The sequence below is a fragment of the Oceanicola sp. 502str15 genome, from assembly GCF_024105635.1.
Taxonomy (GTDB): domain Bacteria; phylum Pseudomonadota; class Alphaproteobacteria; order Rhodobacterales; family Rhodobacteraceae; genus Vannielia.
In genome coordinates, this window is record NZ_WYDQ01000001.1 from 725,476 (window position 1) to 743,436 (window position 17,961).

Here is a 17,961-nt window from a genome sequence, read left to right on the forward strand (position 1 = left end):
GCATGGACATTGCCCTTTATCTGATCGTTCCCGGGCTGATCGTCGGAGCCTTCTACGGGCTGATCGGCATGGCCTTCGCGGTGATCTACAAGGCGACCCGGGTGGTGAATTTCGCCCTCGGCGAGATGATGATGCTCACCGCCTACACGGCCTTCGCATTGCAGGGGTATCTCGACCTTGGCTTTGTGCCGCTGGTGCTGGCCACCATCGTGATTGCCGGGGCCATTGCCCTGATCGTAGAGATTCTGGTGATCCGGCCGATGCAGTCGGAGCCGCTCTTTTCGATCGTGATGGCCACGATCGGCCTGGCGATCCTGCTGCGCTCGCTGGTGGTGCTGATCTGGGGCGCCCTGCCGAGACCTTCCAACACCGGGCTTCCGGACACCTATGTCAACGTCTTTGGTGTCGGGCTGTCTTACGGGCAAATCTGCATGGCGGGGCTCTTCGTGGTGGCCTCGGCCGGAGTGTTCGTGTTCTTCCGCTACTCCCGTTTCGGGCTCGCGATGCGGGCCACTGCCAGCCGCGAGACCACGGCGATGCTGATGGGCATAAGGGTGCGGCGGGTGCAGACGGTGGCCTGGGTCATGTCGACGGTGATTGCCGGTCTGGCGGGCATGTTGAGCGCCTCGATCTACACGCTGGTGCCGACCCTTTACGCCGATGGTCTCAAGGGGTTTCCGGCAACGATTTTGGGTGGGTTGGATTCGGTGCTCGGCTCCACCCTTGGCGGCCTCGTCATCGGCGTCATCGAAAACCTCGCCGGGGGCTACATCGGCTCGGGCATCAAGGAAATCGCCGGTTTCGTCATCATCATTCTGGTGCTGATGATCCGTCCGTGGGGCCTGTTCGGCCAGAAGGATATTGAGAGAGTCTGATGAGAAACGGCCATTTCCAAGCCTCCTATGGCAGGCTCGTGCAACTCACGGACAATGCGGTTGTCTGGCGCTGGTGCGTGCTGTTCGGCGTTGCGCTCTGCGTCCTGCCTTTCGTGGTCGATGCCTACGGGCTGTCGATTGCGACCAGTATCTGCCTACAGGTGGTCGGGATTCTCGGGCTCAACCTGCTGGTGGGCAATGCGGGGCTGATTTCGCTCGGGTATTCGGGGTTTCTGGCGATCGGGGCCTATGCCAGCACGATCCTGCATATCGACCTTGGCCTGCCGATGTTGGTGACGATCCCGCTGGGCGGGGTGGCGGCGGCGCTGGCCGGGCTGGTGATCGGCATTCCATCGTTGCGGCTCAAGGGGCTCTATCTGGCGATCACCACGCTGGCCTTTGCCTTCATCGTCAACCACGGCATCGTGGAGGGCGGCGACCTGACGCGCGGATCGGCGGGCATTCTGGTGCCGGACCTGACCATTCTGGGCGTGGATCTGAGCGGCACGCGCAGCTTTTACTACGTCTGCCTTGGGGTGGCGGCGGTGGCGGGGCTGACCATGCTGAACCTCGGGCGCAGCCGGATCGGACGGGCCTTTCTGGCGGTTCGCGAATATGACATCGCCGCGCGCGCGATGGGCGTGAACCTGTGGAAATACAAGCTCTACGCCTTTGTCATCAGCTCCTTCTACATCGGGATATCGGGCGGGCTTTATGCCCATTACGTGAGCTATCTGAACGTCGACAACTTCAGCCCCTTCATCGGGATCGAAGCCATCGCCATGGTGATCGCGGGCGGGCTCGGCTCGGTGCTGGGGTCGGTGGCGGGCGTGGTCATCCTGATGCTGTTGCCCGAACTCATCCGCCTCGTGCTCGGACTTTTCGGACCCGATCTGACGGCGGTGTTTTCGACCAATGCCCTCGAGGTGCGCGGCGTGATCCTCGGGCTCGTCATCATCCTGTTCCTGAGGTTCGAACCGGATGGGTTTGCCGGGATCTGGCGGGAAGCCAAACGCATATGGTCGCAGTGGCCCTATGCCAAATAGCACGCGCTCAAGGCGGGGTGCTTCAAAGGGAGGAAGACCAATGAGAGAACTGCTGATAGGTGCCGCGATGGCGCTGGCCGCGTCTGGAGCATGGGCGCAGCAACAAGGGGTGTCGGATACGGAGATCGTGATCGGCGAGAGCGATCCGTTGAGCGGCCCGGCGGCGAGCGTCGGGCTGGCCCATGCGATCGGCACCAAGCTGGCGGTGGCCGAGGTCAACGCGAATGGCGGGATCGGCGGGCGCACTGTTCGGCTGATCCAGGAAGATGACGGCTACGTGCCGTCGCGCACGGTTCAGACGGTGCGCAAGCTCATCGACGTGGACAAGGTCTTTGCGATCCTCAACACCTCCAGCAGCGCGGGCTCGCTCGGTGTGGTCGACATGATCGACGAGGCGCCGGTGGTGATGATGAACACCTTCGTCAACAACACCAACCTCTGGACCCCTCCACGAGACAACATCTTCTCAATTGGGCAGGGCTATCCGCAGCTCGCGTTCCAGACGGTGAAATACATCGACTCCCAAGACCCCAATGCAGTTTGGGCGATCATCGTGCAGAATGACGACTTCGGCGACAACCTCGTCGAAGGTGCCGAGCGGGCGCTGGAGCAGCTCGGCAAGGACTCCGCGCTGACGATCCGTTACAACCGGGGCCAGAAGGATTTTTCGGCAGAGATGCTGCGGGTCAAACAGGCTGGGGCAACGGCGCTGTTTTCCGGCGCGATCTCGACCGAGAACGTTTCGATTGCCCGCGAGGCGGTGAAGTTCGGGCTGGATATCGACTTCGGTATGATGTGGACCATCCACCTTGACGCCGTCCGCGACCTGATGGGCGCGCCTGCTCAGGATGCCGTCTTTGCCGAATATACCTCGGTTCTGGACGAGAGCGCCGCGCAGCCGATCCTGAAGCTGGCGGATGAGTTCCTGAGCGCGGATGAGCGGGCCGCTGTCAACCGCACGACTCTGGCGGCCTATGCCGGGGCGAAGGTGCTGTTTGATGCGATGGCCCAATGCGAGGCCGAGCTGACGCAGGCCTGCGTGATCGAAAAGCTGGAGGGCGCCAAGGACATCGAGACCGGCGCGATGGCGCCAACGACCTTTGGCCCCGGTGTGCGCTTCTCGGATCAGAAGGTTCGGATCATCCGAAACGACTTTGCCAATACGGCCTTCGTGCCGATGACCGAGTTCGAAGCAGTCGACTACTGACGGCTGGCTTGCCCGGAAGCATGGCTTTCGGGCAAGGACGCCCGCGCTTCGCTGGTATCGGCCTGAAAGCCGCGCAGGAACAGGTCGATGAAGGCTTCGACGAATTCATCGGCTGAGCGCGCGCCGTCATTGCTGTACCAAGCCGGAATCCAATTGACGACGCCCATGGAAAAGAGCTTGCCGATCTTGGGATCGCAGGGCCGGATCGAGCCGTCGGAGACGCCCTGTTCGATCAGTTCGTCGGTGGCATGGCTGATAGCGGCGCGCCGTTTGACCACGACCTCGCGCAGTTCGGGGGCGAGGGAGTTCACATCGGTCAGCATGGCGAGGTTTCCCAGTTCGCCAAAGGCGCCCTGCATGTAGCGGCGCAGATAGATCAGGAATTTCTCAAGACCGTTGCCACTGTGTTTGGCCGCCATTTCGAGACCGGACTCGCCGTGCTGCATGGAGACCACGTGGCATTCGTAGAGGATGGCCTGTTTGCTGTCGAAATACTGGTAGAGGGTCGCCTTGGAGATTCCGAGGCTGGAGGCCACGTCACCCATCGAGGTATTGGCGAACCCGTTCTTGCTGAAGGCCATCGCGGCGGTTCGAAGAACTTCTTCCTTCCGGCGGCGACGGAGGTCTTCCCGGTCAAACGCGCTGGCGGCTTTCAAATCCACAGTCCTTCAATAGCAAGAGTCACAGGCCCGGCAGGTCCGGGCAGAGGGGTTGTAGGGTGAGGTTAGCAGTTTTTCCCCTGCTAAGGACGGGCGAGTTGGCAGATTCACGTAATGCTGCTTTGCGAGCTCCGGGCCGGGATCGTCAAGTCCTGATGTTGTTCCAAAGGCGCAAGGGAAGTAGCGTTCGGGCAACTGAAAACCCTCAATACGGGGAGTTCAAGATGAACTTCGGCACTCTGATATTGAACGCCGCCGCATCTCAGCCGGAGGCGCGGGCGATCAGCTTTCAAGGCAGCACGGTGACCTATGGCACGCTGGCGGACAGGGCGCGGCGGCTTGCTGCGGGCTTGCTGGAGCGGGGGCTGTTGCCCGGCGACCGGGTGCTGCTTCAGATGCACAATTGCGGCGAATATCCCGAGCTGCTGATCGGGGCATGGGCCGCGGGGCTGGTCGTTGTGCCGGTCAACGCGAAGCTGCATGCCCGGGAGGTCGAGCATATTCTGGAGAACTCGCAGGCCCGGTTGGTCTTTACCAGTGCAGGGGTGCCGGATCTGGAGAGCGATGTGGAGACGGTGGCTTGCGGCGGGGCGGCCTATGAGGGCCTGCTTGGCACGGAGCCGATCAAGGCGCTGGCGGAAACCGCACCGGAAGATCTGGCCTGGCTGTTTTACACCTCAGGCACCACCGGACGCCCGAAGGGGGCAATGCTTTCGAACCGCAACCTGCTGGCGATGGCGAATGCCTATTATGCGGATATCGACCAGCTTGGCCCGGACGATACGATGCTGGTTGCGGCCCCGGCCTCGCACGGGGCGGGCCTTTACCTGCTGGCGGCGTTGCTCAAGGGCGCGCATGTGGTCATCTCTGCGGGCTTCGACATTGCCGAGGCGGAGCAAGTGGTGCGCGATAACGAGAAGGTCTCGCTCTTCGCGGTGCCGACCATTCTCAACCGGCTGGTGGCGGCATGGGGCGGATCGGAAGTGCCACTCGAGAACGTGAAGACCATCGTTTACGGCGGTGCGCCGATGTATGTGGCCGACCTCGAGCGCGCGATCGGTGTGTTCGGAGCGCGCCTGTTTCAGCTTTTCGCGCAGGGCGAGAGTCCGATGACGGTGAGTGGATTGCCTCAGCGCCTGCATCGCACGGATTTGCCGGAGTCCGCGCGGTTGCTCTCATCCTGCGGTTATCCGCGCACCGGCTATGCCTTCCGGATCTGCGATCCGGACAGCGGCGAAGAGCTGCCGTTCGGGGAGACCGGGGAGATATGCGCGCAGGGCGAGGCGGTTATGCTGGGATACTGGAAGAACGAGGAGGCAACCGCCAAGGCGCTGCGCGAGGGCTGGCTGTGCACCGGTGACCTCGGCTTTTGCGATCCGGACGGGCTCTTGCATGTTGTCGATCGCTCCAAGGACATGATCATCAGCGGCGGCACCAATATCTATCCGCGTGAGGTGGAAGAGGCGTTGTTGACCCATCCTGCCGTGGCAGAGGTTGCGGTGATCGGCATTCCTGACCCGGAGTGGGGCGAGTCGGTTGTGGCCTGCGTGGTCAGGGCAGGCGGGGCCGAGGTGGGCGAGGCGGAGCTCGATGAGCATGTCTGCAACCACATCGCCCGCTTCAAGCGCCCCAAACTCTATCGCTTCATGGATGAACTGCCCAAGAGCGATTACGCCAAGATCCTGAAATCGGAGCTGCGCAAGGCTATGGGCGGGGAGCTGGCTGCGACCTGAGCGCCGCTTCGGATCGGGCGAGCCCGGGCGCCGTGCAGCGCTAACCTTGCAACGCAATATTGCAGCGCCGGGTCATTCCCGTGCGCTGGAGGGCGGCTTAGGGTTTGCGTAACCAAGGAGGAGAACCGACATGCCAGCCCCTGACACCGCATTCGAGCGCTACAAGGACAAGTATGACTGCGTGAAACTCAGCCGCGATGAGGCGGGCGTGTTGCTTGTGCGGTTGCACACCGATGGCGGCCCGCTGATCTGGAGTTCGCAAGTGCACAACGAGTTGGGCTGGCTGTTCACCGATATCGGCGCGGACCGGGCCAACAAGGTGGTGGTGCTGACCGGCACCGGAGATTCGTGGTGCACCGGCATCGATGCGGCGAGTTTCAAGCTCTCGAACTCGGCGGAATGGGATGTTGTCTACTGGGAGGGGCGGCGTCTGCTGAAGAATCTGATGGACATCGAGGTGCCGGTGATCAGCGCGGTCAACGGCCCGGCGATCTTCCACCCGGAGATCCCGGTAATGAGCGATGTGGTTCTGGCCTCGGAGACGGCGATGTTTCAGGACGCGCCGCATTTCGTTTCGGGGATCGTGCCGGGGGACGGGGCGCATGTGGTCTGGACCAACCTGCTTGGCTTCAACCGGGGCCGGTATTTCTTGCTGACGGGGCAGGAGCTGGACGCGAAGACCGCGCTGGAATTCGGCGCCGTCTCCGAGGTGTTGCCCGCCGACAGGCTGATGGACCGGGCCATGGAACTGGCTCACGCCATGGCAGCGCATTCGACGTTGACCCTGCGCTACACAAGGGTTGCTCTCACGCAGCGCTTCAAGCGGCTGCTGGCGGAGGGGCTGGAAACAGGGCTGGCGGTTGAGGCGCTTGCGGCGATCGACCACAAGCCCGACACCGGCACGATGAAAGATTTGGGTTAGGGGCGCGCGGTGCTTTCGATGATGCGCGCCTGCGAGATTGATCCCGGTGCCGGGGATGGGCGGATTTACCATGTTGAGCGGCCTACGCCCGAACCGGGGCAGGGCGAGGTGCTGATCCGCCTTGGGGCGGCATCGTTGAATTACCGCGATCTGCTGGTCATGCAGAATTTCTACAACGCGCCGCCGGGGCGGGAGATTCCGCTTTCGGACGGGGCGGGGCGGATCGTGGCCACCGGCCCGGACGTGCCGGAAGAGCGGATTGGCCAGCGGGTTGCGGCGGCGTTCTTTCCCGATTGGCAACGCGGCGCGATCACGGCCACGGCGCGGGGCCGCTCGTTCGGGGCGAACCTGCCGGGCATGCTGGCGGAATATGCCGTTGTGCCAGCGCATGCGGCAATCGAGGTGCCGCCCCACCTGAGCGACGAGGAGGCGGCAACGCTGCCCTGCGCGGGGCTGACCGCATGGACGGCGCTGTGCGAGGCGGCACAGCTTCGGCCCGGCATGAGCGTGCTTTTGCTCGGCTCGGGCGGGGTTTCGGTGATGGCTCTGCAATTTGCCAAGATCATGGGATTGCGGGTGATCCAGACCACCAGCAGCCCGGCCAAGCGCGCCCGTCTGCTGGAGCTTGGCGCCGATGAGGTGATTGACTACACCGCAGAGCCAGACTGGCATCAGGCGGTGCGGCGGCTCACGGGCGGTGATGGCGTGGATGCGGTGGTGGAGATCGGTGGCACCGGCACGCTCACCAACTCGGCGCTCTCGGTGCGCACCGGAGGCACCATCGTTTGCGTGGGCTTCGTGACCGAGGGGCAGGGGCTTGACCCGAAGCTGATCGTGGGACGCGCCATTCGGCTGATCGGGATTTCGGTGGGCAGTTGCGAAGGCTTCGCTGAAATGAACCGGGCCATCGCGTTACACAAGATGCGTCCGGTGGTGGATCGGGTCTTTGCGATGGAGCAGGCCGAGGAAGCCTTTGCGCTGATGCGGGCGGGCGGGCATTTTGGCAAGGTGGTGATCTCCATCGCGCCCGCAGGCGGTGGCTGATCACCCGCTGGGTAATTTGGAGAAGCCTGTTACCGAGCGCGGCGCGAAACTTTTCTCGACGGAAAATCCGCCATCGACCACGAGCACCGCGCCGGTGATGTAGGAGGCTTTGGGCGAGGCCAGAAAGGCGATGGCTTCGGCGATCTCTTCGGGGCGTCCGGCCCGCGCCAGCGGGATAGAGGCCTCGAGCGCGCTCTGCATCTCCGGCTCATCGAGATAGCCCGCCGTCATCGGCGTATGGATCATGCCGGGGGCAACGGCGTTTACCCGTATCCCGTCGGCCGCGAGATCTCCGGCGAAGGAGCGGGTCAGGCCGACGACACCGTGTTTGGAGGCGTTGTAAGCGGCGCGCTGGGGAATCGAGAGCACGCCGGACACCGAGGCGACATTGACGATCGCCCCATGGCCGGAGGAGCGCAGGGCGGGCCGGGCGTGGCGGGCGCACAGGAACACGCCTTCGAGGTTGACGGAAATGAGCTGCTGCCACTCCTGCGGCGAGACCTTGAGCGATGCCGCGTGCTGGGACAGCCCGGCATTGTTGACCAGCAGGTCGAGGCGGCCTTTCCAGCCGATCACTTCAGAAATCATCTGTTCGACCTCTGCTGCATCGGCGACGTTGCAGCCAAGGGCCATGGTTTCGATGCCCGCCTCCCTCAGGGCGCTGGCAGCGGCTTCGGCGCGCTCTCGGGTGGGTTCGACGAGGGCGACGGCATGGCCGTCGCGGCCCAACAGGCGGGCGGTGGCAAGGCCGATGCCGCCCGCGCCGCCGGTGACGATGGCCACGTTTTGCTCAGACATGGTGCTTTTTCCCTTCCGCGCCGGTTCTGCTGCGAAGCGAAGCGCGGGCGGGGCAGAATCTCAAACCCCGGTTCTGCAAACATCGTTTGCAGCTTTCGGGCTGCGCAGGGGCGGGGTGCGCCGATACCTTTGCGCCATGGCGGTGGTGGTCATGCCGGCGGCCCGCAACACCGGACCCCGCCCTTGCAGATCGACCCGCACCTTGAGCATCAGGAGGACGTATGTCTGCACTCGCCCCGAAGAAGAAGCCCCATGTTCCGCCGACCGATACAAACTGGCTGGCGCAGGGCGTGGAAGCGCCATTGCCTGTGCCCTATGAGGTTGTGGATTCTCACATCCACCTCTGGGATTTCAGCGACCCGCCATATTTTGGCGACAGCTACGGTGCCGACGCCCGCGCGGCGGGGATCGCGGAGGCGGTCTATGTGGAATGCACCATGGGCTATCGCGAAACCGGCCCGGCGGCAGAACGGCCGATTGGCGAGGTCGAGTTTGCGCGGGCGCAGGCGGAGGCGCAGCCGTCCGGCGGGGTCCGGCTTGGTTCGGCCATTGTCGGCTGGGTGGATGCCACACTTGGCGATGGGGTGATGCCGGTGTTGGAGGGCCAGATCGAGGCCGGGGCAGGGCGGTTTCGCGGGGTGCGCATTCGGGCCGCCTGGGACGATGATCCGGCGGCAACCTACGGACCGGGCGGCACGCCGCCGGGATTTCTGGGGCAGAAGGACTGCCGGGCGGCAATTGATGCGCTGCAAAGGCTCGGGCTTTCGCTGGATGTCTACCTGTTCCATACCCAGTTGGCGGAGGTTGCAGAGCTTGCCCGCGCGATGCCGGACCTGCCCATCGTGGTGAACCATTGCGGCGCGCCGATACATGTCGGTCGGTATGGCGAACGGCGCGCGGAGGTGAGGCAGCAGTGGGCGGCGGGGATTTCGAAACTGGCGGCGTTTGACAACGTCTTCATCAAGATCGGCGGTTTCGCGATCACCCGTATCGGGCTGGTGGCGCGGGAGGGCGGGGCGCAAGCGCCGGGCTCGGTGGCCCTTGCCGCGCAGTTTGCCCCATGGGCGGAACATTGTCTGGAGGCCTTCGGGCCGGAGCGCTGCATGTTCGGCTCGAATTTCCCGGTCGACAAGGCGGCAATGTCGCTCCCCAACCAGGTGAATGCGATGAAGCGGCTGGCCGGGCAACTTGGCCCGGAGGAGGCCTCTGCCTTCATGGGGGGCACGGCGCGGCGGTTCTACCGGATCTGAGAGGTGCTGCGGGCGCCGGTGGCGGCCCCGGAGAGGGGTCGCTAGCCGAACATCTCGGGCAGCAGCAACACGATGTCGGGGAAGGCGATGAGCAGCAGCAGAACGATTGCATCAGCGATTAGGAAATAGACCACCCCCTTGAAGATCGTGCCAAGGGTCACGCCTTCGCCGAGCACTGACTTGATCACGAAGACATTGAGCCCGACAGGGGGCGTTATCATCCCGATCTCCAGCAGTTTGACGATGATCACGCCGAACCAGATCATATCGAACCCGGCATTGGCCGCGACCGGGATGAGGATGGGAAGGGTGAGCAGCATCGCGCCCGTCGGGTCAAGGAACATGCCGAGGACAAGGTAGATCAGGGCGATGAAGGCCAGCAGCAGCATGGGATCGCCGCTGATCTGGATGACGAAGGCGGCGATGCCCTCGTCGGCGCCGCTCAGCGAGACGAAGCGGGTCAGCATGTTGGCGCCGATGGCGATGATGAAGAGGGTCGCAGAGGTGGTGAAGGATTCGACCAGCGATTTGCGGAAATTGACCCAGGTCAGGGTGCGCATGAAGAGGGCGACGAGGATCGAGATGCCCGATCCGACCGCTCCGGCCTCGGTGGGCGTGAACAGGCCGGTGAAGAGGCCGCCGAAAACCGCCCCCGCGAGCACGATGGCGGGGAGGATGGAGGGTAGGGTCCGCACGCGGTCGCGGATGGTGTATTGCTCGGTGAGGCGCGGGGCAGCAGAGGGCTTGAGCAGCACCCAGATGACGATCACGAGCATGTAAGAGAGGACCGTCAGGAGGCCCGCCATGGCGCCGCCGAGGAACAGCTTGCCGATGGGCTGCTCGGCGAGGATGCCGAAGATGATGAAGATGATGCTGGGCGGGATCAGCGCGCCGACCGTGCCGGCGGCGGCGACGGTGCCCGTGGCAAGGCTCGGGCTGTAGTTGGAGCGCAGCATCTCGGGCACCGCGATGCGCCCCATGGCCGCAGCGCAGGCGACCGAGGAGCCGGTAATCGCGGCGAAGCCGGCCGAGCCGAAGACACTGGCGATGGCAAGCCCTCCGGGCAGCCGCACAAGCCAGACGCGCGCGGCGTTGAACAACCCGTGGGTAATGCCTGCGTGGTAGCAGAGAAAGCCCATGAAGAGGAACATCGGCACCGAGCTCAACTGCCAGTTCGCGGCGAAGCCGTAGGGTGCGATCTTCAATGTGCTGGTGGCCGCAGGAAGCCCGATCAGCGCCCAAATCCCCCCGAAAGATGCGGTGATCAGCGCGATGCCGATTGGCACGCGGACCGCGATCATGACGAAGAGGGCGGCAAGGCCGATGAACCCGATTGCTTCATTCATCTGGTGTTACCTGTGATGCTGGATTGAGGAGGCAGGGCGCGGCACTGGCGGATCACTCCTCGACCGCGGCGGGCCTGTCGGTGCCGCGGATGTACCAATAGAACTGGGCGAGCAGATAGGCCGAGATCAGGCCGAAACCGATGGGCGGGCAGAACCGCCCGGGCCAGGTTTCAAAGCGCATGCCGCCTTCGATGAGAAACGCGCCAGAGCGGAACTTTGTCATCGCCTCGCCCCAGCCGTAGTAGGCCAGCAGGGCGAAGATGACGCAGGAAAACAGGTTGATCCAGGCCCGCAGGTGGCGCTGGAAAAGCCGCGGTAGGTTGCCGGTGAAGACCTCGACCGCGATGTGCTGGTCATACTTCTGCACCAGCGCGAGCGGGATGAAGGTGATGACCGGCATGTAATACTCGGTGACGATGGTGATGGTGCCCACCACAGGGGCGCCGAAGTAGAACTTGCCGATCACGTCAATGCAGATATGGAGGATCATGACCGCCACGACAGTGCCGGCCACGGCGATCGTGAGCGTTTCCAACAGCGAAGATTTCGGGGCGCTGGTCATGGGAGTGCCTTCGGCGGAAGAGGGGCCTCACCCCGGGGTGTCCGTTCGGAGTGAGGCGCAGGTTTGAGGGGATCGCTTGCGCGGGCGATGGTCAGTCCATGCCGTAGGTCGCGGGATCGATCTTGGAGTAGATCTCTTGCTGATAGAGGGCGGCGTAGCCGTCGCGGTCCATAAGGTCGATCTCGTTGGTGAGGCCCTTCCACTTTTCGATCAAGGACGCGGCCAGCTCGATCTTGCGATCGACATCGCTCACGCCATACTGGCTTTTGAATTGCTCGGCGATGATGGCCAGATCGGCCTGCACGAAGTCGGCAGTGTGCTGGCGCAGATCCTCGCCGATCTCGTTGATGGTGATGCCGGCCTCGGTGGCAGCCTTGGTGGCCTGCGCGAGGTTGTTGTGCTGCTCCACGTTGATGTCAGCCGCGAGAACGGGCGAGGTGTTGAAGAGCAGTTTGCGGTTCTCCTCGGACAGGCTCATCCATGTGTCGATGTTGACCGTGTTGCTGGCAAATCCGGAATAGACGCCGCCGGGCACCCCAAGGAGGGCGGTATCCACCACGTCGAGCAGGCCGTTGGACACGATGTCGGCGGTGCTCAGCATGTTGCAGTCGAGCACGCCTTGCGACATGGCGTCGAACACGTCGCCGGAGGGGATCGAGACCGTGGTGGCGCCGACCGACTCGGCCCAGCGGCCGAAGTTTGCGGCGCCGGAGCGGATTTTCTTGCCCTTCAGCTCTTCCAGGGTCGTCACCGAGCCTTCGCAGAGCAGGTCGTAGGGGTTGGTGGAGCCGGGGGACAGAAACACCTGTCGCTGCGCCTTGAACTGGGCGAGGCACTCTGGGCAGTTCAGCAGGACATATTCCATCATCGCGCCGGTCGCCGCCGCGCCGGGCGATTTCGCGGGCGTGCCCGAGGTGGCCAGCATCGAGAGGTTGGCCATCAGGTTCATCTCGGAATATTCGGCCGGCAGGTAGGCCGTTACCACGAAGCCGATGCCGACAATGCCGTCTCGAAGGCCACCGGCAACTTCGGACTGCTTGAGCAGCGCCTCGCCGTATTGCTTGATCTCCATATCGCTGTTCTCGTTGAGATAGGCGATGTTCTTGGCGATGGCCTTGGTCACCGCGTTGGCATCGGCCTGCGGAATGGAAAACCGGATTTCAGCCTGCGCCGCCGGAGCAAGGCAGCAGAGCGCGGCGGCGCTTGCCATCATCGAGCGCCGTGCCGCCCAGTTCCAGGCCCGTTTTAGGATTTTCGTTTGCATCTGTTCCTCCCAAGATTCAAAACTGTTTTTCGTTCGTCATTCGTCCTGCTCCCGGTCTCCGGCTGTGTCGCCGGCCCCGCAGGGAGCAAGGTGTATTCGAGCACGTCGGGCGGTGGACGCTCGGTGAGCTTTCGAGGCCACCCGGGACGGGTTTTCGCCTGACAAGTCTCAGTCGCGGAAGGCGTTTTTCCAACAACGTAGGTCGCAACGGAGCATTGCAGCTTCCCCCTTGCCCGGGCCTGGGCGGCTCGGGTGGGTCAGTCCAGCGCGGTCATCTTCAGGCCGGGCATGCCCTCGTCGAGCCATGTGAGGACCATCTCGCGATATTTGGCGAAGCCGCCGCCGTAGCGTTGTGACAGGAACCCGCGATATTTGCTCGGGTCGCCCTCGTTGTTGTAATAGCTGGGCGTGCACTCGCGGTAGAAATCCATGTTGTCGAGCGCCACCTCGCGGAAGTGGTCGACATAGGCCTGGACTGCCTCGTCGGTCGGCTCCACGACCGAGGCGCCGACGCTTTTGGCCTGCTTGAGGATACGGGCGATATATTGCGACTGAAGCTCGGCGGGGTAGAGGTAGTTCACGTCGCCCGGACCCTGCGCGGGCCCCATGAAATAGAGGTTCGGGTAGCCGTTGGAGGTGACGCCGTGCAGGGTGCGGTAGTCGTCGGCCCAATGGGTGCTGAGGGGCAGGCCATCACGACCGTAGACCTCGATCTCGGCGCGGCGGGTATACTCGGTGCCGACCTCGAATCCGGTTGCGAAGATGATGCAATCCACCTCCACCTCCTGCCCGTTGATGACGAGGCCCTTGGCGGTGATCCGCTCCACGCCCCGGCCCTGCGTGTCGAGCAGGGTTACGTTTGAGCGGTTGAACATGGGCAGGTAGTTGTCGTTGAAGGTGGGGCGCTTGCAGAAGAAGCGATACCACGGCTTGAGCGCCTCGGCGGTGTCCTCGGACTGCACGAACTCTTCGACCCGGGAGCGGATCTCGTTCATCTTCTGGGCGTCGGCGATCTCCATGTACCGATCGCGCTCTTCATCGGTCATGTCGTCGTGGCTCTGGACGCGGAAGGCGATGGCGCCGAGGATCTTCATCAGATCGGTCCAGCCGTCGCTGACGAGATCCTTCTCCTGAGGAACGCCCGAGACGAGCTTCTGGAAGTTGGATCTGCGCTCTTCCTGCCAGCCTTCGCCGAGGCTTCCTTGCCATGCCGGGTCGGTCGGTTTGTTGCCTCGTGGGCCGACAGCGACAGGGGTGCGCTGGATCACATAGAGATGCTCTGCGCTCTTGGCGATGAAGGGCGCCACCTGAATGCCGGTTGCGCCGGTGCCGATCAGGGCCACGCGCTTGTCGGAAAGCTTGTGCTGGTTCCCCGTGGTGTCGCCGCCGGTATAGTCATAGTCCCAGCGGCTGGTGTGGAAGGATTTGCCTTCGAAGTCGAGAATGCCGGGGATGCCCGGCAGTTTGGGGCGGTTGAGGCTACCGCAGGACAGCACCACATGGCTGGCGGTGAAGCTGTCGCCGTGGTTCGAACTGACTTGCCAGCGGGCGTCCTCGTCGCTCCATCGCAGGCCGGTGATCTGGGTGTGGAACAGGGCGCGCTCCTCCAGCCCGAAGTGCTTGGCCACCCGGTCGGCGTGCTCGCGGATTTCCTTCCCGAATGAGTATTTCTCCTTCGGGACGTAGCCGGTCTCTTCCAGCAGAGGCATGTAGATGTAGGATTCAATGTCGCATTGGACGCCGGGGTAGCGGTTCCAATACCAGGTGCCGCCGAAGCCGCCGCCATTGTCGGCGATCCGGACGTTCTGGATGCCCGATTGTAGTGCCCGAACGGCGGCCAACATGCCGCTCCAGCCGCCGCCGACGACCAGTAGGTCGACATGATCGGACAGAGGCGCCCGGCTGGCGCCCGGCGTTGCATCGGGGTCTTCGACGTATTTGCGAAAGGCCCCTTCGACTTCGACGAACTGCTTTAGACCGTCCTTCCGCAGACGGCGGTCTCGCTCCTCGCGGTATTTCGCGCGCAGTGCTTCGATGTCTATGCTTTCGATATCTGCCGCAAGGGTTGGGTCCGGGGTGGGAGCTGCGGTGTCGGCCATGATCTTTGTATCCTCTCAATGCGCGGAGACGGGCGGAGACGCGGAGCGCCTCTTGGGCTCGGAGCCTTTCGCTCAACGATTTCACGCCCTATGAAACTGGCCTCACTTCAGGGTCTGAGCCTCGAGCTGTCAATCACGCGCCGAGGGCTGCGCGGGGTGGGGCGGCAGGCAGACATATGCGGATCCGGGGCAGCGGAAAGCTCTGCGGGTGTTTCTGAAAAACATATTCAAAACAGGTGCTTGCTTGCGATTCAGTAGTCCATTGGCGCGCCGTGGCGGCAGGGCGCGCGGTGCCGGGAGGCGAAAGGCTGCAACGCTGCTTTGCCGGTTTCGTCGCCTCTGGACGGGGTGGATTTCAACTGCAACGCAACGTTGCAAAGAGCGGTGTGGTCACGCCGAAAACCGGCGCTCTAAGCTCGGCGCGACAACCCGGACTGCCTCGGGTTCTGCTGCGATCAATGTGATCGCAGGCGGCAACAGGATATGCAGATGCAGCAGCCTTCCGACCTTCTCGCCCAGCTCTATCCGATTGCCGGAAAGACGGTGGTTGTGACCGGCGCGGCCAGCGGAATCGGCAAGGCGGCGGCGGATATGTTCTGCCAGCTCGGCGCAGCGACCTACTATCTCGATGCCAACGAGAGCCAGAACGCGGCGGCGGCGTTGGAGGCCGGTGGAGAGGCGACTGCGCTGCCGGTGGACCTTGCGGACTTCGCGGCTGTCGAAGACACCTTCGAGCGGATCGAGGCCCGGTCTGGATGTATCGACATTCTGGTCAACAGTGCGGCGCTGAACCGTTCCAGCCCGAGCGTCGACCAAGATATGGATCTCTGGCGCAAGGTGCTGGACGTGAACCTTGGGGCGGTGTTTCTGGCATCGCGCTTGGCTGCGCGCTCGCTCATCCGGGCCGGTCGGGCCGGGTCGATCGTGAACGTGGCCTCGGTTGGCGGGTTGTCGGCGGCGACGACCGGCCGCGGCAATCCGAACCCCTCTTACCGGGCCTCGAAGGGCGGCGTGGTCAACCTGACCCGTGCCTTGGCGATCGAATGGGCCGGGTACGGCATTCGGGTCAACGGCGTTGCACCGGGATATGTGCGCACGCCGATGATCGACCGGTTGGCCAATGATCCCAAACGCGTGGCGGAGACCGAGGCGAAGGTGCCCTTGGGCCGGATCGCGGAGCCTGCCGAGATTGCCAGCGTCATTGCCTTTCTGGCCAGCGAAGGCGCCTCGATGATCACCGGCCAGACGCTTGTGGTCGATGGCGGGTTGCTTGCGTGATCCGGCCGCACCCCCCAGATAGAAGGACTTGGCGATGCCCTCCGACGAACTCGAACGCACTCTGCGCGAACTGAAGGACCGTCAGGATATTCATGATTGCCTGATGCGCTATTCGCGCGGCGTGGACAGGTTGGACCGAGAGTTGATCCTCTCGGTCTATCACGACGACGCGGTAGACGATCACGGCGTGTTCGTGGGCGGGCCGGAGGCTTTTGCTGACTGGGTGATCGACATGCACAGCCGAACCCATATGTCGCACCAGCATTGCATCTTCAACGTCTCCGTGGATCTGGACGGGGAGGTGGCCCATACCGAGAGCTATTACATGTTTGTCGGCATGAACCGGGATGGCAAACCACTGGCACAGTCGGGCGGGCGTTATCTGGACCGTCTGGAGAAACGCAACGGCAGGTGGGCGATTGCGGATCGGGTCTGCCTGCGGGACTGGGCGCCACTCGAGGCGATTCCGGCCTCGCTGGACCAATCAAGCATGACCGCCGTGAAGAACCTGCCGGACGGGGTGAAGAGGCTGATGCAGGAGGGTCCGCAAACCTCTCGTGACCGGAGCGATCCGTCTTACAGCCGCCCACTGGCCGTGGATCGTGCGCGCGTGGCAACCTTCGCAAGAACAGTCGATTCATCACGTCGCTGATTTGATAGCAGTGCGCAGAAGGCGCGCTGCATCTGGCAAGTGAAGCGCTACTTGTCGTCAAGCAGTGACACCACGTGGCGACTCCGTGGCGATTCAGACCAAAAGGCGAAAGGCTGCCCGATGCGACCTATTGCCTATATCTCTGATCTTATTGAGAGATTTTGGCTCCGGCGGTAGGGATCGAACCTACGACCAATTGATTAACAGTCAACTGCTCTACCGCTGAGCTACGCCGGAACACTGGCGCGGCTTGTAGCAACGGGTCGGGGGGGCGTCCAGAGGGTTTCGCGGAAAAAGTTCGGCTGTTTACGCTAGGGCGTAGGTCGCGGTGGCGGAGAGGGTGGGGGTGGCGGTTGCCTGGGCGGTTTCGACGAGGGCCACGAGCTGGGCGAGCATGTTGCGGGTGGCGGCGGGGATGAGGGCCGGGGCGACGTCGGTATAGACCCGTGCGGTCAGCTCCGCAGGGGTGCCGGGGCCTGCCGCAAGGGCCTTCAGAACCTGGGATTCGCGCTGCCTGCGATGCGCGGCCAGCCAGGCCAGACGGTCGGCCGGGGCCTCGACCGGGCCGCCGTGGCCGGGGTAGTAGACCCGGCTGTCGCGGGTGCCCAGCAGCGCCAGCGAGGCCATGAAGGCGGTCACGTCGCCATCGGGCGGGCTGATGAGCGAGCTCGACCAGCCCATCACGTGATCGCCGGTGAACACGGCCTCGCCCTCAGGGCCATCGAGGGCAAAGCTCAGGTGGTTGGCGATGTGGCCGGGGGTGTGCAGCGCGGTCAGCCGCCATCCCGGCCCGGAAACCACCGTGCCGTGGGCAAGGCGGATGTCGGGGGCAAAGCCTGCGTCGATTCCTTCGCCACCGCCAGCAAGGCCCGAACGCGCCAACGCCTCCATCACCGGGCGGCGGCCGTCGAGGTGGGTGCCGAAGGCGTGCACCTTCGCGCCGGTCCGCGCCGAAAGCCGGGCGGCGAGGGGCGAATGGTCGAGGTGGGAATGGGTGCAGAGGATATGGCTGATCCGCTGGCCGGGCTTCAGCGCCGCCAGCAGGGCCTCGGCATGGGCGAAGTCATCGGGGCCCGGGTCGATCAGGGCTAGGTCGCTCTCGCCCACAAGGTAGCTGTTGGTGCCCCAGAGGGTCATCGGCGAGGGGTTGGGCGCAATGACACGCACCACACCCGGCTCGAGTTCAACCGGCTCACCCGCTGCGCTTTGCATCTTTCGCTCCCTGC

General features: G+C 63.8%; 16 protein-coding genes and 1 tRNA gene. 9 read left to right on the plus strand and 8 right to left on the minus strand.

The window, feature by feature from the left end:
• Positions 1 to 2 precede the first annotated feature (2 nt).
• The 3 genes from GTH22_RS03420 to GTH22_RS03430 are packed head-to-tail and all read left to right on the plus strand — an operon-like array spanning position 3 to position 3,128.
• Positions 3 to 875 (plus strand): branched-chain amino acid ABC transporter permease, encoded by an 873-nt coding sequence (locus tag GTH22_RS03420; RefSeq protein ID WP_252943201.1) that lies wholly within the window; start codon positions 3 to 5, stop codon positions 873 to 875.
• On the plus strand, positions 875 to 1,921 hold the full coding sequence (locus tag GTH22_RS03425; protein WP_252943202.1) for a branched-chain amino acid ABC transporter permease: 1,047 nt from the start codon (positions 875 to 877) through the stop codon (positions 1,919 to 1,921). Before GTH22_RS03420 ends, GTH22_RS03425 begins: the two co-directional genes overlap by 1 nt.
• A gap of 40 nt (positions 1,922 to 1,961) precedes the next feature.
• Complete coding sequence (locus GTH22_RS03430) at positions 1,962 to 3,128, plus strand: ABC transporter substrate-binding protein (RefSeq protein WP_252943203.1); 1,167 nt, start codon at positions 1,962 to 1,964, stop codon at positions 3,126 to 3,128.
• On the opposite strand, the gene GTH22_RS03435 is transcribed toward GTH22_RS03430, so the two are convergent.
• Entirely contained in the window at positions 3,122 to 3,784 is a 663-nt protein-coding gene (locus tag GTH22_RS03435) for a TetR/AcrR family transcriptional regulator (RefSeq protein WP_252943204.1), read from the minus strand. The genes GTH22_RS03430 and GTH22_RS03435 overlap by 7 nt on opposite strands.
• Before the next feature lie 227 nt (positions 3,785 to 4,011).
• Here GTH22_RS03435 and GTH22_RS03440 point away from each other — a divergent pair, with 227 nt between their 5' ends.
• The 3 genes from GTH22_RS03440 (at position 4,012) to GTH22_RS03450 (ending at position 7,486) form a co-directional block, all read left to right on the plus strand.
• Positions 4,012 to 5,520 (plus strand): class I adenylate-forming enzyme family protein, encoded by a 1,509-nt coding sequence (locus GTH22_RS03440; RefSeq protein WP_252943205.1) that lies wholly within the window; start codon positions 4,012 to 4,014, stop codon positions 5,518 to 5,520.
• A 130-nt stretch (positions 5,521 to 5,650) separates the two neighbouring features.
• On the plus strand, positions 5,651 to 6,442 hold the full coding sequence (locus GTH22_RS03445; protein ID WP_252943206.1) for an enoyl-CoA hydratase/isomerase family protein: 792 nt from the start codon (positions 5,651 to 5,653) through the stop codon (positions 6,440 to 6,442).
• Positions 6,443 to 6,460: 18 nt separating this feature from the next.
• Complete coding sequence (locus GTH22_RS03450; protein WP_252947559.1) at positions 6,461 to 7,486, plus strand: NAD(P)-dependent alcohol dehydrogenase; 1,026 nt, start codon at positions 6,461 to 6,463, stop codon at positions 7,484 to 7,486.
• Here the strand turns inward: GTH22_RS03450 and GTH22_RS03455 are convergent, their stop codons facing one another.
• Positions 7,487 to 8,284, minus strand: coding sequence for an SDR family NAD(P)-dependent oxidoreductase (locus GTH22_RS03455; RefSeq protein ID WP_252943208.1), 798 nt, complete (start codon positions 8,282 to 8,284; stop codon positions 7,487 to 7,489). It lies immediately after the preceding gene.
• Positions 8,285 to 8,505: 221 nt separating this feature from the next.
• Between GTH22_RS03455 and GTH22_RS03460 the strand changes: the two genes are divergently transcribed.
• Positions 8,506 to 9,534, plus strand: a complete 1,029-nt coding sequence (locus GTH22_RS03460; RefSeq protein ID WP_252943209.1) for an amidohydrolase — start codon at positions 8,506 to 8,508, stop codon at positions 9,532 to 9,534.
• 41 nt (positions 9,535 to 9,575) lie between these two features.
• Here the strand turns inward: GTH22_RS03460 and GTH22_RS03465 are convergent, their stop codons facing one another.
• The 4 genes from GTH22_RS03465 to GTH22_RS03480 form a co-directional block, all read right to left on the minus strand.
• Positions 9,576 to 10,880, minus strand: a complete 1,305-nt coding sequence (locus GTH22_RS03465) for a TRAP transporter large permease (RefSeq protein WP_252943210.1) — start codon at positions 10,878 to 10,880, stop codon at positions 9,576 to 9,578.
• A gap of 52 nt (positions 10,881 to 10,932) precedes the next feature.
• The gene (locus GTH22_RS03470; protein WP_252943211.1) at positions 10,933 to 11,442 is read right to left on the minus strand and encodes a TRAP transporter small permease; all 510 of its coding nucleotides are present in this window, start codon (positions 11,440 to 11,442) and stop codon (positions 10,933 to 10,935) included.
• A 91-nt stretch (positions 11,443 to 11,533) separates the two neighbouring features.
• Positions 11,534 to 12,706, minus strand: coding sequence for a C4-dicarboxylate TRAP transporter substrate-binding protein (locus GTH22_RS03475; RefSeq protein WP_252943212.1), 1,173 nt, complete (start codon positions 12,704 to 12,706; stop codon positions 11,534 to 11,536).
• A gap of 257 nt (positions 12,707 to 12,963) precedes the next feature.
• Positions 12,964 to 14,805 carry an NAD(P)/FAD-dependent oxidoreductase gene (locus GTH22_RS03480; protein ID WP_252943213.1) on the minus strand — a complete coding sequence of 614 codons (1,842 nt, stop codon included), beginning with the start codon at positions 14,803 to 14,805 and terminating at the stop codon, positions 12,964 to 12,966.
• A gap of 489 nt (positions 14,806 to 15,294) precedes the next feature.
• On the opposite strand from GTH22_RS03480, the gene GTH22_RS03485 reads away from it, so the two are divergent.
• Positions 15,295 to 16,083 (plus strand): SDR family NAD(P)-dependent oxidoreductase, encoded by a 789-nt coding sequence (locus GTH22_RS03485; RefSeq protein ID WP_252943214.1) that lies wholly within the window; start codon positions 15,295 to 15,297, stop codon positions 16,081 to 16,083.
• A gap of 34 nt (positions 16,084 to 16,117) precedes the next feature.
• Positions 16,118 to 16,735, plus strand: coding sequence for a nuclear transport factor 2 family protein (locus GTH22_RS03490; RefSeq protein ID WP_252943215.1), 618 nt, complete (start codon positions 16,118 to 16,120; stop codon positions 16,733 to 16,735).
• Between the two features lie 162 nt (positions 16,736 to 16,897).
• Here the strand turns inward: GTH22_RS03490 and GTH22_RS03495 are convergent.
• Positions 16,898 to 16,972 (minus strand) — tRNA-Asn (locus tag GTH22_RS03495).
• Positions 16,973 to 17,041: 69 nt separating this feature from the next.
• Positions 17,042 to 17,947, minus strand: coding sequence for an MBL fold metallo-hydrolase (locus GTH22_RS03500; RefSeq protein WP_252943216.1), 906 nt, complete (start codon positions 17,945 to 17,947; stop codon positions 17,042 to 17,044).
• Positions 17,948 to 17,961: the final 14 nt, after the last annotated feature.